Consider the following 18,379-nt stretch of genomic DNA (forward strand, 5'->3'; position numbering starts at 1 on the left):
TTTTTGAATGCGCGATTTAGGTTCGTTACTTTTGTTTCATCATCAACTATAGAGAATCCTCGTGAGACAACTTTGCCTGGTATTAATATTTTGCTTCTCTTCTGTGACGTTAGCTCAGAGCATTCAAGTATGGAGTGGTATTGAGTATTCAACCGTTGCTGAAATCAAAGAACGCTTTGAGGCCGAGACAGGTAACACGCTCACGATTAGGGAATTCGATGTCAATAATATTCGTTCAGAGCTTTTATTGGCAAAGCAGACAAGCATCACTGTACCGGATGTGATTTGGGTGCCATCTGACTTTCTTGGTTTACACGATTATTTTGATTTGGCAGAAATTCCACTAAGTTGGATAGATAAACAGAAAATAGAGCCCAAAGCATTGGAGTTGGTCACCGTTGGGGATGCCATCTATGGGGTTCCGCTCGGACTCGGTAATCACTTAGTTTTGTATGTGAATGCTAAGCTGACGGACGATCTTTATCCGACTTGGGAGAGATTGCGCAGTTTGGCAGGCCAAGGACGGGCTTCGCTGGCAATGCAATACCCCAATATGTATTTTTTGATGTCATTTATACCGATGTTCTCGGATCATCGTTTTGACCCCGTTACCGCATTTGATACCGAGGCTTTGGCTGCAGCGCTGACGTTTTATGGACGGTTACTTAAAGATGGTGTGCTTCAAGGTAGCTATACACAGGAACAAGCTCGTGCTCAATTTGTGAATGGGGAAGTGCCTTATCTGATCGATGGGGATTGGGCGTTAGGTGAGCTAAGGATGCATTTCTCCGATGAGTTGAAGATAAGCCGTTTGCCAACGTATAACAATCATCATATGCACTCTCTAAGCGGGGGTAAAGTGTTAGCGTTTAATGCGCAAGCGATGCTCGTTCCTGAAAAACGAAAAGCGATGAAAACGTTAGCAATGATTGTTCAAAAGCCTGATTTTATTGAAGACGTTATCATAAACCAGAATCTGATATCGACCAATCAAACGATTAATCGCAAGTGGTATGACAAAACTCATTCCTATTACAGTGATCTTTACCGAGAGTTATCGCCATCTTATGTAATGCCAAGTTCGGTGGAAATGGCGGTGACATGGGAAGCATTAATACGCGGCTATAAAAGATACAGTGCAGGCATGCCCGCAGAAGAGGCGGCAAAGTTCGTCATTGAGTTCATTAATGAGCATTCTGAGCGTATTCACAGTAGTAGGAAATCATCATGATAAGTTTACGTAATATTTTAACGTTGATTGTTGTGATGGGCTCTTTGTTACCGGCGTATTGGGTCGGAACGACGATGATCGACAAACACCAAGACGATCTCTTAGTTCAAAAAGCACTTAAGTTAGAAAACAGCACCAAAGGTATTCAAAAAAGTATCAAAGAAGATCTGACGTTTATTACTAACTTAACCAGTTGGTATTCGAAAGATCGTTTGTTGGTTCAAGGAATGGACAATGTTCTTTATTCCAGCATTATCTGGCAGATGATTGCAACGTTTGAAGAGTTGGCAACCAATGTTAGCACGACCTACATTGTGGATAAGAATTGGCAACCCATGTATGAAAGCAATGGCTCTGTTTATCATCTGGAGAAAAGTCGGTTATTACAAAAAGTCCGTGCGGCCACATCGGTTTATAAACAAGGTAAGATGCTGCATACCACTTATTTTGACGAGGGACTGGTATTAAAAGGAGGACAGAACGGTATTGCATTAGTGAGCCCTTTGTTGCCTTACACGCTGCTTCCTGAATCTGAATATGAGCCTCAAGGTTATATTGTGGTGTTGATCTCTTATCAAAACCTTATCCAGATATCTCAGCCATTTTTGTATAAGCAAGAGAGTGTCGATTTCCATTATGGGGATGTCAGCAATACAAAAGGAGATGGGGATCGCCATCTTTCCACGGTAGAGATTCCAAACACGCATTTTGTTGAGCCACTTGATATTTCGATGATCCATTCCGTTTCTAATGTTGTCCGTGATCAGGAGTTGAAGCAATCTAAGCAACAATTGAACAATATCATTATCGCAACGTTAATCGTGACCTTGTGCATTGCCATATTGGCGAGTCGTTGGCTAACCCAGCCAATTCGACAAATGGAAGAGGTGGTACGTAGCTTTAAAGACAACGAACGCCCCGATCTACAATCAAAAAGAGTTCAATTTAAAGAATTTAAACAGTTGATGAGTTTGCTGGACTCGATGTGGCTGCAAATCACCAATTATGTAGAAGAGCTAGAAATTCGGAACCAAGCCTTGCATAAAGCAAACCAAAGAGTGCAAGAGACTAATGCGCAGTTAGAAAACTTTAACCAAGAACTGGAGCATTGTGTTGGTGAGCAAACGGCAGAATTACGAACTAACTTAGCCAGAGAAGAAGCCCATAAAGCCCACTTGATGACGCTCATTAACTTTACTACGAGTCATGCCGGCGTTGGTTATCATGCTATACCGGATTTAATTAATTCAGGCCTACTTCGATTGTTTCCTCATTCAGATATGAGTTTTAGCTTTCTAAGGCCTAAAGGAAACCGTATTAAAACCATGTGTTCTTCTCATGGTGAGATCTTAGGCTATTTTGATTATGGTTCTTATAAGATGAATGATGAAGAGCGACTCCTACTCGAATTGTTCAAAAAACAGTTGTACTCCTGGTTGGAGCTTGAGGATTTTGCTCGAAGAGATAAATTGTCTAAGTGCTTTAACCGTAAAGCGTTTGATGAAGATTACGAATATGCTTGTCAATCGGTTGCCCAGAATCGTTGGGGGGCGATGGCGATGATTATTATCGATATTAATGGTCTAAAAACGTTAAATGACACTTATGGGCATGACCGAGGCGATATCCTTATTATGAAGTCAACGCGCCTTATTCGCAGTATCTTGGGTGATGGTCATTCTTTGTATCGAATTGGGGGTGATGAGTTTGCGGTGATTGCCCAAAACCATGGTAAGCAAGAGTTAGAATCGCTTGTTGCCGCGCTAGATTCTGTACAGAACGAGCAATGGATTGAATTGTCTGAGAATCAGCGTTATCCAGTTAAATTTTCGGCTGGTGGTGAGACTAGCGAAGTAGCTCCGCTAAACAGCTTGATCTCCATTGCTGATGAAGCGATGTACCGTAAGAAAAGAGAGTATTATTCCTTGTAGTACGTTACAAAGTGCATTCTTTTGACTAAAGCACTATGTTGATTCATCTATTCGTCTTGTACAAACAATGACGAAATTGGATGAGACAAAATGTAAACGGCCAGCATAGGTTTTCCTATTGCTGGCCGTTTTATTAGAAATGCTCGTCCATGGAATCTCAACGAACTTGAATTATGTTAATTGGAGCTTTGTTAATTTGAACTGCATCTACTCTAAATACGACTTACTTAGTATGGAAAATTTGCTCTGTTTCGAGTGATGTCAAAGCACGAATTTGGCGCCATACGTAGTAAAAAATACCGAACATCATCAACATACTTGGAATGGCTATCATTGGGTAGCTGTATAACGTGAGCTTGCCTAACTCTTCATTGAAAGCAGCAGTGCCCGCAGGGCTAGTCACAATCCATGTAGCAAGGAAGTAGTTCATTGCTGAAGAGAACGCAAAAGTACTTGCGAACAAGTAGTTTGATGACATGAGGCAACGCTCGAACTCGTCAGTACGCCCATTTTCTGTCAACCGCTCTTTGATTAGTGTGAGGTTCAAAATGGTGTCGTTGAGTAGCATCTTTTGCATAAACGGGTAGCGTGTGAACGTCGACCCCAGTACTGCTAAACCAATAAGACCAGGAATTAAAGCCTCTTTAAGTGCTAACCAACGTGTATCAAGTTCTAATAAACCGATGCCACCAGTTAATAGCACGCTGACAAAGCCTAGTGCAGCGATAAAGTTAAACTTTTTATTGCGAATAAGATCCATGCCGCCGTAAATAATGGGAAAGAGCAAAGCAACAATGAGTGCCATTGCTGTTCCCAAATGCTCTTCGCCACTAAATTTCATCAAGATGAAAGAGGGGATGAAGACGTTAAAGAGGATCTCGAATAAGGGATTCGACTTTTTTGTGGTCGTGTTACTCATAATTTCTAATGACTCTATTGTGTCGGATACGATTTCACTTCGATGGGAAGTGTTTACTGCTCAGCCGCAGATGTAAAGCATTAAAGCGTCGGTTTATGTAACGACTTATGAAATAAACAGTGCTGAGTGCATAGTCTATATGCCGCAGAATAATTATATGGACAAAAATCAGAGGTGAGAAGATCGATGTACCATAAGAAAGGCTCACCAAACGATGAGCCTTGTGTATAAATGTTGTCGCTATAAAGATTGCCACAGCTGATGGTATCGGCCTTTTTGTGCAAGCAGCGTGTGGTGATCACCTTGCTCGATGATCTCGCCTTGCTCCATTAAGCAGATGTTGTCCATGCTTTCGAGCTCAATTAAGCGGTGAGTGATGAATACGACTGTTTTATTGCTAAAGTGCAGCTGGAACAATTCCATTACTTTTTGTTCAGTGCGCTTATCAAGACCTTCAGTTGGCTCATCAAGAAGTAGAATAGGGGCATCTCGTAATAGTGCTCGAGCAATACCAATACGGCGTTTTTCGCCCCCAGATAGCTGACGACCACCATCACCTAACCAAGCGTCTAGCCCTGGTTCATCTAACAGATTTGCCAGTTCCACTTTGGTTAGAATTTCGACAAGTTGATCATCACTTGCTTCTGGAGCGGCAAGTAATAAGTTATCTCGCAGTGTGCCATTTAAAACGTCCACGCGCTGGCTTACTACCGTGATCGCAGCACGTAAATCAGACTCACTCCAATCTTGAAGTGGAGCACCACCAATACGCACTTGGCCTTTGTTTACGTCCCAGTAGCGACATAGCAATTGTATTAACGTTGATTTACCTGAACCCGTTTGACCAACGACCGCCGTTTTTGACCCAAGCGGTAGTGATAGCGTGAGATCCTTTACTACTTTCTGCTGGCCATCAGGGTAAGTGAAATCAATATTGTCGAATTCAATATCCAGTGGTAAATCTGGTCGTTCAGATTGCTCTGGGAAGATAACGTCAGGCTGTGCCAGAATGACGTCATTCAAACGACGTGCAGAAGTTAAGGTTTGACCCAGATATTGGAATGCACCTGCAATTGGCATGAGGATCTCAAAGCTTGCCAGGGTTGCGAATGCAAATAGAGCAATCCAAGGATCGGGCGCTCGACCACCAACACCATCCGCCGCAAACCATAGCATAACCACCAACGTTAGTCCGTTTGCCAGCATCAGCAAACCAGAAGCCATACCAGTGAGATTTGCGTTTACGAACTGGTTCGACAGCAGTTGATTTTGCTTTTCAAGAATCGCATTTCGGTAACGCTCTTCCGCGCCAAATAGACTCAATTCGCTGTAACCTTGCAGCCAGTCTAATGTCGCAACGCGTAGCTGAGCTTTATTATGAGTGAGGTGCTCACCATTGTGTTTACCAAGTTTGTAAAACAGCACCGGCCATATCAGGAGCATAACCGTTAAGATGCCGCCTAGTAGAATAGCAAGGTGCCAATCGAAGAACGCTAAAACGGCGGTCATCGCTAAAATGCCGAAGATACCAACAATTACTGGACTAATAAGACGCAGATAAACGTGGTCCATTGCATCGACATCAGCCACTAAGCGATTCAGGAGGTCTGCATCACGTAAAGTTGAAATACGGCCGGGAATAAGCGGTGCAAGCTTCTTAAAGAAGAATATCCGTAGGTCGGTCAGAAGTTTGAATGTTGCATTATGGCTAACAACACGCTCTCCCCATCGACCGGCGGTTCGTGCCATCGCTGCACCACGTACTCCTGCACCTGGCAACATGTAGTTGAAAGTTTCACGTGCAATGGTGAGGCCCGCAACTGCCGATGCAGAAATAAACCAACCAGAAAGAGTTAATAGCCCAATAGAAGCCGCTAGAGTGAGGAATGCTAATAACATGCCTAACGACAAGCCAAACCAATGTTTCTTATACAGCTTTAGATAAGGGAGTAAATCACGCATCTAAGTTCCCCTTGTCTGATTCACGTTGAGCGAGGTTCGCTGCCAACATTTCTTTAAATAAACCATCTTGAGAGGCTAATGTAGTATAGTCACCACGTTGAACGATTTGACCTTGTTGCATAACAAGAATTTGCGACACATTTTGTAGTGGTGCAAGTTGGTGAGTGATCATCAAGTTGGTGGTAGACGCCGTGTATTTAGTAATGCCTTCCATAACAAGCTTTTCACTGCGCGCGTCCAAACTGGCTGTCGGTTCGTCCAGTAACCAAAAACGACCATTTTGCAACATCGCACGTGCAAGCGCGAGACGTTGCGCCTGACCGACAGATAAACCACCGGAACGGTCGGAGACCTGGTAATCCAAACCGTGCATCTCAACAAATTCAATACTATGAGAATCATGGAGTACCGAGTGCACTTGCTGATCTTGAATATTCTGCTTACCAAGAGTGACGTTGTCACGAATATTGCCGTGAAGAAGCATTGGGTTTTGGCCAATCCAACTAATGGCTTTACGCCATGTGGATAGATCCAATTCAGACAATTCATCACCGTTTATCTTCAGGCTGCCTTTGTATGGCATAAAGCCAAGGATAGTATTCACTAAACTGGTTTTACCGGCACCACTTGGTCCGACTAACGCCGTACTTTGGTTTGAATCTAGTGTGAAACTCAGTGGGCCTGCCAACTGCTTTCCCTCAGGGCTAAAGATAATCAGGTCCGTCGCTTCAATATGAATGGCTGAATTTGGCTCTATTGCTTTATTGCCATTTTTGACTTGGTCAACATCTAACTCAAGAAACTCTACGATACTTTCGGCTGCACCAACAGCTTGCTGCTTGGCATGATAAAACGTGCCAAGGTCACGCAGTGGTTGATAAAATTCAGGGGCAAGAATCAAGATGAAGAGGCCCGCGAATAGAGTGACCCCTGTACCGTAGTAGCCAAAGTTGAGCTCACCAATGTAGCTAAAGCCAAAGTACACCGCGGTAATTGCGATAGAGATAGAGGTGAAAAACTCAAGAACAGCTGAAGATAAGAACGCAATCTTTAACACATCCATGGTGCGAGTGCGAAATACTTCAGAGGCCCCTTTCAGTGTCTCTGTTTCGGATTGAGTGCGGTCAAACAGACGAATGGTTGTCATCGCTTGTAAACGATCATAGAAATGACCGGATAAGCGTTGCAGTGCTTTAAAGTTCTTGCGGTTGGCATCCGCGGCTTTCATACCAACAAGTGCCATGAACATCGGAACTAACGGAGCAGTGATAAGGAAAATTAGACCCGCAGCCCAGTTAATAGGGAAGACCACCACGAGGATGATAAAAGGCACGAGTACAGACAGTGACATTTGTGGCAAGTAGCGAGAGAAGAAGTCTTGCATATCTTCCACTTGCTCTAAGATCAGTGTTGCCCAACTACCAGCAGGTTTGCCTTTAATGTAAGCGGGGCCAAGCTGGTGGACTTTATCTAGAATCAGTTGACGGATGTAAACGCGGATTTGCTCACCACAGCGGTAACCTGCGATTTCGCGTCCCCACGTACAAGCTGCACGTCCAATAACGGTGACGCCTAATCCGACGAAATGCCAAACAAGCTCATTTTTGTCGACATGTTCAATGATTAACTGATGAAGAATGGAGGCGAGCAGGGCTGCTTGAGCCAATAAAAACACGCTTGATAGTACGCCTAGGCCTATCGCAACCATTAGCCAGCGCTTGGCCAACTTACTCTGTTGCTTAAGCCACTTATTCAAGCTGCTTTGCTTTTTCTTATCCATTATGAAGGCTTAATGATAATTGTTTTAATGAGGCGGTAGTATACAAAAGAAAACCCAGCGGGAATACCGCTGGGCTGTAAGGATATGACACAAATGTGAAAAGTTATATGTCAATATATCTTAGTGAGCAAAGGTTATTCAGGTAGTGCATCTAGGAAGCGTTCTGCATCTAATGCGGCCATACAACCTGTACCAGCAGAAGTGATTGCTTGACGGTAGTTATGGTCCATCACATCACCTGCGGCAAAGACACCTTCAACACTGGTTTGTGTTGCGTTACCCTCAAGACCTGATTTAACGATGATGTAACCGTCTTTCATGTCGAGTTGGTTTTCAAAGATTTGAGTATTTGGCTGGTGGCCGATTGCGATGAATGCGCCCATGACTTCAAGATCTTCAGTTGCACCATTGTTTACATCTTTAATGCGAACGCCGGTGACACCCATATCATCACCTAGCACTTCATCGAGTGTACGATCCGTATGGAGAATGATGTTGCCACTTTCTACTTTGTCCATCAGTCGTTTGACGAGGATTTTCTCTGCGCGGAATGTGTCGCGACGGTGAATGAGGTGAACTTCAGAAGCAATATTCGATAGGTAAAGTGCTTCTTCGACAGCAGTGTTACCACCGCCTACTACTGCTACTTTTTGGTTACGGTAGAAGAACCCATCACAGGTTGCACATGCCGAAACGCCACGGCCTTTGAACGCTTCTTCGGATTCTAAACCTAAGTATTTCGCAGATGCACCAGTGGAGATGATCAATGCATCACAGGTATACTCCGCCGAGTCACCTTTTAGACGGAACGGGCGTTGAGACAATTCTACTTCGTTGATGTGATCGAATACGATTTCTGTTTCGAATCGCTCCGCGTGCGCTTTCATGCGCTCCATCAAATCAGGACCAGTCAGTCCTTCCGCGTCACCTGGCCAGTTTTCTACTTCTGTTGTTGTGGTTAGCTGACCACCTTGCTGCATTCCCGTCACAAGTACCGGATTTAGGTTAGCACGTGCTGCGTATACCGCGGCAGTGTATCCGGCTGGACCAGAACCAAGAATTAATAGTTTACAGTGTTTTACGTCGCTCATTATGGCTCCAAAGAGGGCAGAACATTTCTCTCGATTGTAGGGAAATTCTCCGTGCTTTAAAAGCATAAACGGCGGCCTCTGATCGAATTAATGGTTATAGGTTAGAACTTGCTGATGTTCATAAATCGTGGTTTTAATGCAGCATAAAATTCTATTTATAGTAGAGAACGCTAGTTTCAAATGTTGCCAATGCTCATGTTTGAATGTTTAATCTATTTTTGGTTGAAATTTAAGCATAGTATGACGTTTTATGTAATATGTTGAAGCTATCAACGTCAAATGCTGGCAATTGCAGGATATTTGCGTATCCTATGATGTAAATTAAATGTTAAATAAATAAACTAGATGTGCCTCATTAAAGGAGTCAATGATGTTACATTCACGTGAGAATACCCTACATTTAACCCAGCTCAGCATGGCAGCCATTGAGCAGCTTTCGCCATCATTTAATGGCTTACCACGCACGGAACATGCAGATGGCCAATATCGTCTTAGACGTTACTCTGTGGTTGGTTTTGAAAATGGACAAGTTGTGGATTTAAACAAGAACAGTTTTGTCCAATCTTCGGATATCAACCGATTTCAAGGCGATGTCGTTCGTCAATTTGAACCGATTGAAAAGGAAATCATCTCAAGCGAGGGATTCCGAGAGATGTGTGCTTTGTTTATGAACGCGAATCATTTAGCGGATGGACAAGAAATTGAGATTCATCAGATTCGAATCACGGCCATTTATGATGAAACCCAAGTTGCCCCAGAGGGGGTACACCAAGATGGATTTGATCATATCGCTTTAGTTGGTGTGGGGCGTCATAACATCATGGGGGGGGATATCATGTTATATAGCAGTCATAACCAAGCACCGTTTTTTAGGAAAGTGTTAGAGAATGGAGAAGTGGCTATGTTGGCAGACAGTAAGCTGTGGCATAACGCCGTCCCAATTCGCTCTGTTATTAATGATCAAGAAGGTCACATGGATGTTTTTGTTTTGACAGCAACGGACAAGCGCAATGAACTTCAATCTTAATCAGATCAGAGAGCAATTCCCTGCATTGGCTCAATATCATAATGATCGACCGGTGACATTTTTTGATGGCCCGGGCGGGTCGCAAGTACCGAAAAGGGTATTGGATAGTATGGTTAACTATCTGGGCCGTTTTAATTCAAACCTTGGTGGGCATTACTTTTCTAGCCAAGCAACCGTCCAAGTGATGCAGTTGGCGAGAGAGTCTGCACAAGCGCTTTTGAACGCACCGTCTTCAGGTAATATTGTGTTTGGCGCAAACATGACTTCTCTTACTTTTCAATTGAGTCGTGCAATCAGTCGTGACTGGAAAGAGGGCGATGAAATTATCGTTTCTTCATTAGATCACTATTCAAATGTATCGAGTTGGCAGCAAGCTGCGCAAGACAAAGGGGCGGTTGTTCATCAAGTTCGAGTTAATGAAGAAGACTGCACATTAGATCTCGACCATTTGAAAAACTTGCTCAATGAAAAGACCCGTTTGGTTGCAGTGACTTACGCTTCCAACACGACAGGCTCGATTGTAGATGTTCGACGTGTCGTTGACATGGCCCATCAGGTTGGTGCGCAGGTGTATGTTGATGCAGTTCATTACGCGCCTCATCATTTAGTGGATGTGCAAGAGCTAGAATGTGACTTCTTAGCATGTTCTGCGTACAAATTTTTCGGTCCTCATGTCGGTATTGCATACGTGGCAGATCAGTGGCTACATACGGTTAAACCATATAAGGTTGAGCCTGCCACGAATATTGGCCCTGGGCGCTTTGAAACGGGCACGCAAAGTTTCGAAGGATTGGCTGGCGTCACCGCTGCGGTGGATTACTTAGCACAATTTGGAGAAGCAGGCTTGCCACTTCGCCAGAGACTAGAGCAAAGTTACGCTTTGTATAATCAACATGAAGAGCGATTAAGCGAACATTTTTTACAGCGTTTAAGCGCGCTTGATGGTGTTAATTTATTCGGTATTAATCACGAAAGCAGTCAACATCGAACGCCTACTTTTGCTTTAACATTTGATAGATACTCTCCTGAATTTATTGCTAAGACGTTAGGGGAGCACAATATCTGTGTGTGGAATGGTCACTTCTACGCCTTGGGTTTGGTACGTCAATTAGGCTTAGAGGAGTCGGGGGGCGTGGTTCGTATCGGCTGTATGCACTACAACACCACGGCGGAAATAGATATGTTGTTTGATATACTGGAAAACATCCTTGATGCCTAAGTGATACTATTTTTAGCAAACAAAGCTCGAGTGATTGACTCGAGCTTTTTCTTTTTGGGAAAAGTAAATGGCTTAAGCACTTACTTCTATTTCGTAAGATGTAAATTTACGGATGTTGATAACGCCAGTATCAAAGATCAAATATTGACCTTTAATACCTTGCAGTGTGCCGGAAACAATCGGGTTTTTGTCAAAGTTGTGTGACGTGATCTTGATTGGGTGCTGCTGAACCGGGTAGCTCAAATCGGTAATATTCTCAGTCAAAATTTCAATTGCATCATCACCATACTGTGATTTGATCTCTGCAATCTTGTCTTCTACTAATGGTAATAGTTCTGCAAAACGCGCTTTTAACGGCATTGGTTCACCGTCGCCTTTTAATAGCGTTCTCCAGTTAGTTTTATCGGCAATGTGTTTCGCCAATTCCACTTCGATTAAACCTGAAATTTGACGAGTTTTCACCTTGAAAATAGGCAGGCCTTGAGTTGCACCTTGGTCAATCCAACGTGTTGGAATTTGCGTGTGGCGTGTAATACCTACTTTTAAGCTAGAGGTGTTTGATAGATAAACGAAGTGGTCAACCATACAGTTATCTTCGCCCCATTTCGGCTCGCGGCAGGTGCCTTGTTCGTAGTGACAAGTTTCTGGCTTCATAATACACATATCGCAGCTTGCTAATTTCTTCATGCAAACGAAGCAATGACCTTGAGAGTAGCTTTTTTTAGTCTTCTTGCCGCAAGCGCAGCAGTAAATGTTCCCCGTATGGGTGAGAGTCAGAGTTTGACCGAGAAACGCACTCAGATCGACTTCTTCATCACCTACAGGAAGACGGTAACTGACAGCACCGTCAAGAGATGCACGCATTTTATTTAGCGTACCAGTAGCAATTATTGACATGACATTACTCATTATTGTGTTTTTGACCAGTATATACCTTACCAGCCTATAGATGGAGAGGAATGCTTCAAGGAAACCGACTTAAACCTGTATTTGTTGCTTTTTTTGCAGAATGAGGGTGCCTGACGTGAATTGCTTCGCAAATCAGAGAGTTGTTTCAAAATCATACAGACGTAAAGCAAGATCACGTTTAACGTGTGCGTTGTATGTATTTAAAGTGAGAATGTGAGTTAAAAGTCACTTTTTTGACTTGCAAAAATACTTTATTTGCAATGGCAAAAATCTTTCGGTACATTGCACGATATAAATAGGGCGATTGATAGTTACTAGGCCAATCATGATGAAATGGATACACAAATTTGTTTTTACCTTGTCGATATGCACGATCAGTTTGGTTGCGCTTTATGCTTTGCTTGGTGATACGCGCAAGCTTGTGGTAACGCCGGAACAGTTCAATATCCATGCTACGAATGACGCAAGTGCTAATGGTCTTAGCAAATCAGAAATCACATACAATGGACAAAGTCTCACTTTGGACTGTGATTTACAGAAAAGTACATACGCTTGGCCGTATTGTGGTATTTCGGTCTATACCGATGTAAAAGAAGCCACAAAGGGATTAGATCTCTCTAGCTACCATACCATTCGTCTGACTCTGCGTTATGAAACCGCGGGTATTGGGGAGAACCCGAACAAAAATCTTCGAATTTACCTAAGAAATTACAACTCCGCATATTCTATTCCTCAAGATGAATACACCATTAAATACAATGGTATGCAGTTTTCACCTTCCAGTTTTAGCGAAGTGATTGAAATTCCAATTAAGAATCTTCAAGTGATGACGTGGTGGCTAAACGATAACAATGTTGCCATAGAGCACTCTGCTCCTGAGTTCTCCAATATAACTCGAATTGATTTAGCGACAGGCGCTGGAGCGGCACTGGGCAAACATAAAATCGTTATTGATAAGATTGAGTTTGAAGGTGCGTATGTCGAAGAGTCGACATTGTTGTTTGCATTACTTTTTTCATGGATGGCATTAGGGCTTGCATTTTCATTACATGAAATGCGTAAAAATAAAATTGCCTTTGATAAAGCAAGCAAACGTCATCGCCATTTAGAAAAGGTGAATAGCACACTAAGAGCGCAAAATTGTGAATTCGCTGAGTTAGCACACCGTGATGCGTTAACGGGTGCGATGAACCGTCATGCTGTACATAGCTGGTTAGAACAGCAAGCTCGCCATGTTCGTTGGGGGTATGAGTCGTTTTCAATCCTATACTTGGATTTAGATAAATTTAAGCGCGTCAACGACAAATATGGCCATCAAATGGGGGACGATATATTGCGGGAGTTCGTGATGGTGATTGCGAGCAATATTGATGCAGATGACCGTTTGGTACGATGGGGTGGAGAAGAGTTTGTTGTTTTCTGCCCGGAAACGAATATCGAGCAGGCCGTTAAAAAGGCAGAAGCGGTGCGCAAAAGTGTTGAAAAGCATTTATGGGTCCATGGTGATACGTTGACGTGCAGTATTGGTGTGGCTCAAATGGAAAATGAACGAATTTCAGAGACCATGGCAAGAGCGGATGAAGTTCTTTATTTAGCCAAACGTAACGGGCGAAATCGCATCGAAGTTAACTATGGCAGTCAAGTAAACAGTGGCAGTCAAGTGAACACTGGCTCTCAAGTAGATAACGGTGGTTAAGTGAAGTCAGATACTGAACCTCATTTTTAGGCCCGACAACGTTAATCCCCACAACTAACTTAATCTCAACAACTACTTTAATTTCAAAAACCAATAAGAAAAAATGGTGGCCGATTGGCCACCAAAGAGAAACTGCTGCTCAATCTCTTTGTGAGGGGGGAGGTGATTACATTTATCACCAGAACAGCAGTGTGTTGTGGTTTAATTTACCAAAACAGCCAAGCAAATAGCGTCAGCGCGCCGATGCAGGCAATATTTAGAATTACCCCGATCCTCATCATTTCTTTTTGCTGAATGTGGCCTGTACCAAAGACAATCGCGTTTGGTGGTGTTGCGACTGGCAACATAAATGCACAAGATGCAGCTATCGCGATTAATGCGGAAAGAATGACCGGTGACAGCCCTAGCGCTTCAGCAATCGTGGCGAATACAGGAACAAGCAGCGCAGCACTCGCCGTGTTACTAGCAAATTCAGTAAGGAATACGACGAAAGCGACGACTGCCAGGATAGTAAGAAACACGCCCGCTTGTTCTAAGAAACCTGTCAGACCATGTGCAAGAAACACACTTGTACCCGTTACCTTTAAGACATTGCTAAGACAGATACCACCACCAAAGAGAATGAGTACACCCCAGTCAGTTGTTTTTTCAATGTCTTTCCACTCAACGGCGCGAGACGCCCCCAATAGTAGAATTGCACCGATAGCAACCAGCGTATCGAACTTGGCAAACCCGCCTAGCATGGCATTGATCGGTTTACTAAAGATCCAAAGTGTTACGGTTAAAAGGAAAATAGCTAAAGTCACCATTTTTCCGTTGGTCCACTCCACAGGTTTATGAGAGAGCTCGAAAGTATGGCTTAGATCCGGCTTAGTGACGGTGTATAGAACTAAAACAGCGATAGGTAATAAAATTAGTGAGATAGGTAGGCCGAGTTTCATCCAGTCGATAAATCCTAAGCCAACTTCTGCGGCTGCAATCGCATTGGGCGGGCTTCCGACCAATGTTGCAATACCGCCGATTGAAGCACTATAAGCGATACCAAGCAGTACGAATAGAAATGTACGATGGTTTTTTTCTGCATCTAATTTGCTCATTACGCCCAAAACAAGGGGTAACATCATTGCTGTCGTTGCTGTATTTGATATCCACATTGATAGTGCTGCACTCACACCAAACAACATAAAGACGGCCACCGACATTTTTCCGCCTGCGATGAGCAACACTTTATCAGCGATAGCGCGATCTAGCTTTTGTTTATGTAGTGCTGCTGCGAGTGCAAAACCGCCTAGAAATAGGAAAATGATAGAGTTAGAAAAATTGTTGAGAGCAGTTTGGGTATTAAAAACTCCGAGAAATACAGCAAGCAATGGGATTAAGAGCGCAGTAATACTTACATGAATTGCTTCGGTTAGCCAAAGAATTGCAACGAACACTAAAATACACAATCCGGTCACGACTTTGGGGTCAAAGGGTAGCGTGTTGAATAGCAAAACAAACAGCATGATATTGAACACTAAAATCATACTGTTGCGAGTGAAGAACCAGTTCTTCAATGTCACAGCAAATGCGGTCATGGTTAGGCTCCTTTATTCCTGCCGTTTTGTTGATTTATTATGGCAAGGTAACTGACTTGTAGTTATTTATTAATTAAATGTTACATGCAAGCGCGGGTGGGATTTACGGAGATTGAACCAAAAAATAAGAAAATGTGACGCCAATAATTGGAAATGGGTAGAAAGCTACCCATTTAGTGGTTTGGTTTTCGTGGTAAGAATAACACCAGGTATACAAGAGTCGCGTCGAGCGATGATATAAGCTAGTTAGCTTGTTTTTGTTGGACGGATTCTTTTTGATCTTGTGCTTCTAGAGGAAGCCCGTCCGTGACGTGTGAAGCGTGTATTTCGTCTTCAGTGTTCGCCTTGTCGACCGCGACAATAGGCACTTGAGGGCCAAGGAAACGAGGCTGGGTATCCATGATGTAAAGGTCTAAAAAAGCTTTTACTCGAGCCAGCAGTTCACGAGTACGCATTGAGGTCTTTTGTTTCTTTGTCGTTGGACCCGCAACCGCAAGACACTGCGCATCAATATTATAAGCATCAGCAATAAACAGAGCTCGTTCACAATGAAAGCGTTGTGTCACGATGAGGAAGCGGTCGGATGCAAAAATCTTTTTTTGCTCGGACGATAGAGTCGAGCGTGCGAAACCCTGCATAATCAAGGTGAATCACCTCTTCTGGTACACCTGCTTTTAGTAGGTCACGCTTCATCGTCCATGGCTCATTGTAAGAACGGTGCGCGTTATCTCCACTGAGGAGGAACTGTTTTATCTTACCTTGTTTGTAGAGTTCAATGGCTGAGTTTATTCTGTGGGTGTAATAGGTATTGAGTGTTTTTCCGATGTATTTACTAGTGCCAAGAACAACCGCCACTTCATGATTCGGAACTTGCTCGTAATTGGTATAAATTTGATCCTGTGCTTGAAGTACAACCCAGCGGTCAATTGCGATAACCGTGCACAATAGGCCGAGAACAGAGATCGACAAAACCAAAGCAAAACGCTTCCATGACAACTTAAGCTTCCACTTTGACCTTATGCGAGAAAACAGCAAAACGTTCTATGTCCTTTATGAAAAAGAGTCTCTCATCATATCTTATAGAATTAAAGAGAGAAGCCCAGAAATGCCAAAATATGGTTAGGAGGATGAAAAATAGCTTAAAAAAGAAAAGCCCCCGCAGAGCGAGGGCGAATTATTAAACAAATCGTCTCATTGCTTAGAATGCTGTGCGTTTGTAACGGCGGTAAACTGGCTGCCAGAATGCTTGGTCAATGGCATCATTCAGTGCTTCGTCAGTAATTTCTAACGCAACACCTTGCTCAATCGCTTTTTTAGCAACAGCGAATGCAATCTTCTTCGATACCAAATGAATTTCTTCTAATGGTGGAAGCAGTGCTCCGTGACCATTGATGGCAAGCGGAGAACAAGTCGCAAGTGCTCGGCTTGATTCCTGTAACATTTCGTCCGTTACTCTTCTTGCATTAACCGCAAGCACGCCAAGACCGATACCTGGGAAGATGTAACTGTTATTACACTGGGCGATAGGGTAAGAACGCCCCTCATGTACGACGGGCTCAAACGGGCTACCTGTTGCAACAAGAGCTTCACCATTTGTCCAACGAATAATGTCGTTTGGTGTTGCTTCAACACGACTTGTTGGGTTTGACAGTGGGAAGATAATTGGACGCGGACAGTGTTTGTGCATTTCTTCGATGACTTCTTGGCTAAATAGGCCTGGCGCACCAGAAACACCGATAAGTACGGTTGGTTTAGCGTTGTGCATCACATCAAGTAGTGAGAAAGCATTCCCTTCCATTTCCCACTTCTTCGTGTTGTCGAACTTCTGAACGAGACGCTGTTGGAAATCAAGTAAGTTCGGCATGCCTTCTTGTAGTAGGCCCCAACGGTCGACCATGTAAACTTGAGATCGTGCTTTTTTATCAGAAATGCCCTCTGACACCATCTGAGCGATGATCGCTTCGGCAATGCCACAGCCTGCTGAGCCCGCACCTAAGAAAGTAATACGTTGCTCAGACAGTTTTGTTCCCGCAGCTTTACATGCCGCAAGTAGTGAGCCTACTGTGACTGCCGCGGTTCCTTGAATATCATCATTGAAACAACAGATGCGGTCTTTGTAGCGTTCTAGTAATGGCATCGCATTTTTTTGAGCGAAATCTTCGAATTGGATTAACGCATCTGGCCAGCGACGTTGAACCGCTTGGATAAATTCCTCAACAAACGCATCGTAGTCAGGGCCTGTTATACGTGGATGACGCCATCCCATGTACATCGGATCCGCTAAACGTTGAGGGTTGTTTGTACCAACATCCAGCACGATAGGCAGCGTGTAAGCTGGGCTGATACCACCACATGCGGTGTACAGTGATAGCTTACCGATAGGAATGCCCATGCCACCGATACCCTGGTCACCCAAACCTAAGATTCGTTCGCCATCGGTTACAACAATCACTTTTACGTTATGGTTTGCTGCGTTGTTTAACAAGTCGTCGATGCGATCACGGTTCGGGTATGAGATGAACAAACCACGGCCACGACGGTAAATGTTAGAGAAGTTTTCACAAGCTGCACCCACAGTCGGAGTGTAGATGATAGGCATCATCTCTGAAATGTGGTTTTGAACTAAGCGATAAAAAAGCGTTTCGTTTGTGTCTTGGATGTTGCGCAGGTAGATATGCTTATCCATGTCACTTTCGAAGCTTTTGTACTGACGGTAGGCACGCTCTACTTGCTCTTGGATAGTTTCGGTCGTTTCAGGTAGAAGACCATCTAAGTTGAACGAGCTGCGTTCTTCTGTCGTAAATGCACTGCCTTTGTTCAAAAGCGGAGTTGCCAAAAGAGCCGGTCCCGCAAAAGGGATATAGAGTGGGCGCTTGTCGTTGTTCATTGGGTGCCTTTATGTAGGGTTGTGGGATGCGGGTAAAATTCTAACGGGTTCAGTATTTAGTTGTAAACAATCGTTGATGCACATCAACGTAATGTCGCAAAAAAAATTAATACCCGATGAAAATATCGTCAGTATAGGCGCTGTAGTGAT

12 protein-coding genes and 1 pseudogene are annotated in these 18,379 nt (G+C 43.6%); 5 read left to right on the forward strand and 8 right to left on the reverse strand.

What is annotated here, in order from left to right; all coding sequences use genetic code 11:
* The first annotated feature begins 103 nt into the window (after positions 1 to 103).
* Together KHN78_RS13650 and KHN78_RS13655 are read left to right on the forward strand one after the other, a co-directional pair.
* Entirely contained in the window at positions 104 to 1,231 is a 1,128-nt protein-coding gene (locus tag KHN78_RS13650) for an extracellular solute-binding protein (RefSeq protein ID WP_411912349.1), read from the forward strand.
* On the forward strand, positions 1,228 to 3,162 hold the full coding sequence (locus KHN78_RS13655) for a GGDEF domain-containing protein (protein ID WP_211916447.1): 1,935 nt from the start codon (positions 1,228 to 1,230) through the stop codon (positions 3,160 to 3,162). Before KHN78_RS13650 ends, KHN78_RS13655 begins: the two co-directional genes overlap by 4 nt.
* 223 nt (positions 3,163 to 3,385) lie before the next feature.
* On the opposite strand, the gene KHN78_RS13660 is transcribed toward KHN78_RS13655, so the two are convergent.
* From KHN78_RS13660 to trxB, 4 genes are all read right to left on the reverse strand, one after another.
* Positions 3,386 to 4,081 (reverse strand): VC0807 family protein, encoded by a 696-nt coding sequence (locus KHN78_RS13660; RefSeq protein WP_211916448.1) that lies wholly within the window; start codon positions 4,079 to 4,081, stop codon positions 3,386 to 3,388.
* A 240-nt stretch (positions 4,082 to 4,321) separates the two neighbouring features.
* Complete coding sequence (gene cydC / locus KHN78_RS13665; RefSeq protein ID WP_211916449.1) at positions 4,322 to 6,043, reverse strand: heme ABC transporter ATP-binding protein/permease CydC; 1,722 nt, start codon at positions 6,041 to 6,043, stop codon at positions 4,322 to 4,324.
* On the reverse strand, positions 6,036 to 7,823 hold the full coding sequence (gene cydD / locus KHN78_RS13670; RefSeq protein WP_211916450.1) for a heme ABC transporter permease/ATP-binding protein CydD: 1,788 nt from the start codon (positions 7,821 to 7,823) through the stop codon (positions 6,036 to 6,038). The genes cydC and cydD overlap by 8 nt, the downstream gene beginning before the upstream one ends.
* 134 nt (positions 7,824 to 7,957) lie before the next feature.
* On the reverse strand, positions 7,958 to 8,914 hold the full coding sequence (gene trxB, locus KHN78_RS13675; RefSeq protein ID WP_211916451.1) for a thioredoxin-disulfide reductase: 957 nt from the start codon (positions 8,912 to 8,914) through the stop codon (positions 7,958 to 7,960).
* A 370-nt stretch (positions 8,915 to 9,284) separates the two neighbouring features.
* Between trxB and KHN78_RS13680 the strand changes: the two genes are divergently transcribed.
* Positions 9,285 to 9,941 (forward strand): 2OG-Fe dioxygenase family protein, encoded by a 657-nt coding sequence (locus KHN78_RS13680; RefSeq protein WP_211916553.1) that lies wholly within the window; start codon positions 9,285 to 9,287, stop codon positions 9,939 to 9,941.
* Positions 9,925 to 11,160, forward strand: a complete 1,236-nt coding sequence (locus KHN78_RS13685; protein ID WP_211916452.1) for a cysteine desulfurase-like protein — start codon at positions 9,925 to 9,927, stop codon at positions 11,158 to 11,160. Before KHN78_RS13680 ends, KHN78_RS13685 begins: the two co-directional genes overlap by 17 nt.
* A gap of 72 nt (positions 11,161 to 11,232) precedes the next feature.
* Here the strand turns inward: KHN78_RS13685 and KHN78_RS13690 are convergent, their stop codons facing one another.
* The gene (locus tag KHN78_RS13690; protein ID WP_211916453.1) at positions 11,233 to 12,057 is read right to left on the reverse strand and encodes a DUF2797 domain-containing protein; all 825 of its coding nucleotides are present in this window, start codon (positions 12,055 to 12,057) and stop codon (positions 11,233 to 11,235) included.
* Between the two features lie 340 nt (positions 12,058 to 12,397).
* On the opposite strand from KHN78_RS13690, the gene KHN78_RS13695 reads away from it, so the two are divergent.
* The gene (locus KHN78_RS13695) at positions 12,398 to 13,765 is read left to right on the forward strand and encodes a GGDEF domain-containing protein (protein WP_211916554.1); all 1,368 of its coding nucleotides are present in this window, start codon (positions 12,398 to 12,400) and stop codon (positions 13,763 to 13,765) included.
* A gap of 206 nt (positions 13,766 to 13,971) precedes the next feature.
* Here KHN78_RS13695 and KHN78_RS13700 read toward each other — a convergent pair whose 3' ends face one another.
* The 3 genes and pseudogenes from KHN78_RS13700 to KHN78_RS13710 all read right to left on the reverse strand — a co-directional run bounded on the left by KHN78_RS13700 (position 13,972) and on the right by KHN78_RS13710 (position 18,229).
* Positions 13,972 to 15,342, reverse strand: a complete 1,371-nt coding sequence (locus tag KHN78_RS13700) for an SLC13 family permease (protein ID WP_211916454.1) — start codon at positions 15,340 to 15,342, stop codon at positions 13,972 to 13,974.
* A gap of 242 nt (positions 15,343 to 15,584) precedes the next feature.
* A pseudogene (locus KHN78_RS13705) lies at positions 15,585 to 16,377 on the reverse strand (vancomycin high temperature exclusion protein).
* A gap of 163 nt (positions 16,378 to 16,540) precedes the next feature.
* On the reverse strand, positions 16,541 to 18,229 hold the full coding sequence (locus KHN78_RS13710; protein ID WP_211916455.1) for an NAD-dependent malic enzyme: 1,689 nt from the start codon (positions 18,227 to 18,229) through the stop codon (positions 16,541 to 16,543).
* Positions 18,230 to 18,379: the final 150 nt, after the last annotated feature.

The organism is Vibrio sp. B1REV9 (assembly GCF_905175395.2).
In the GTDB taxonomy this organism is placed as follows: domain Bacteria; phylum Pseudomonadota; class Gammaproteobacteria; order Enterobacterales; family Vibrionaceae; genus Vibrio; species Vibrio alfacsensis.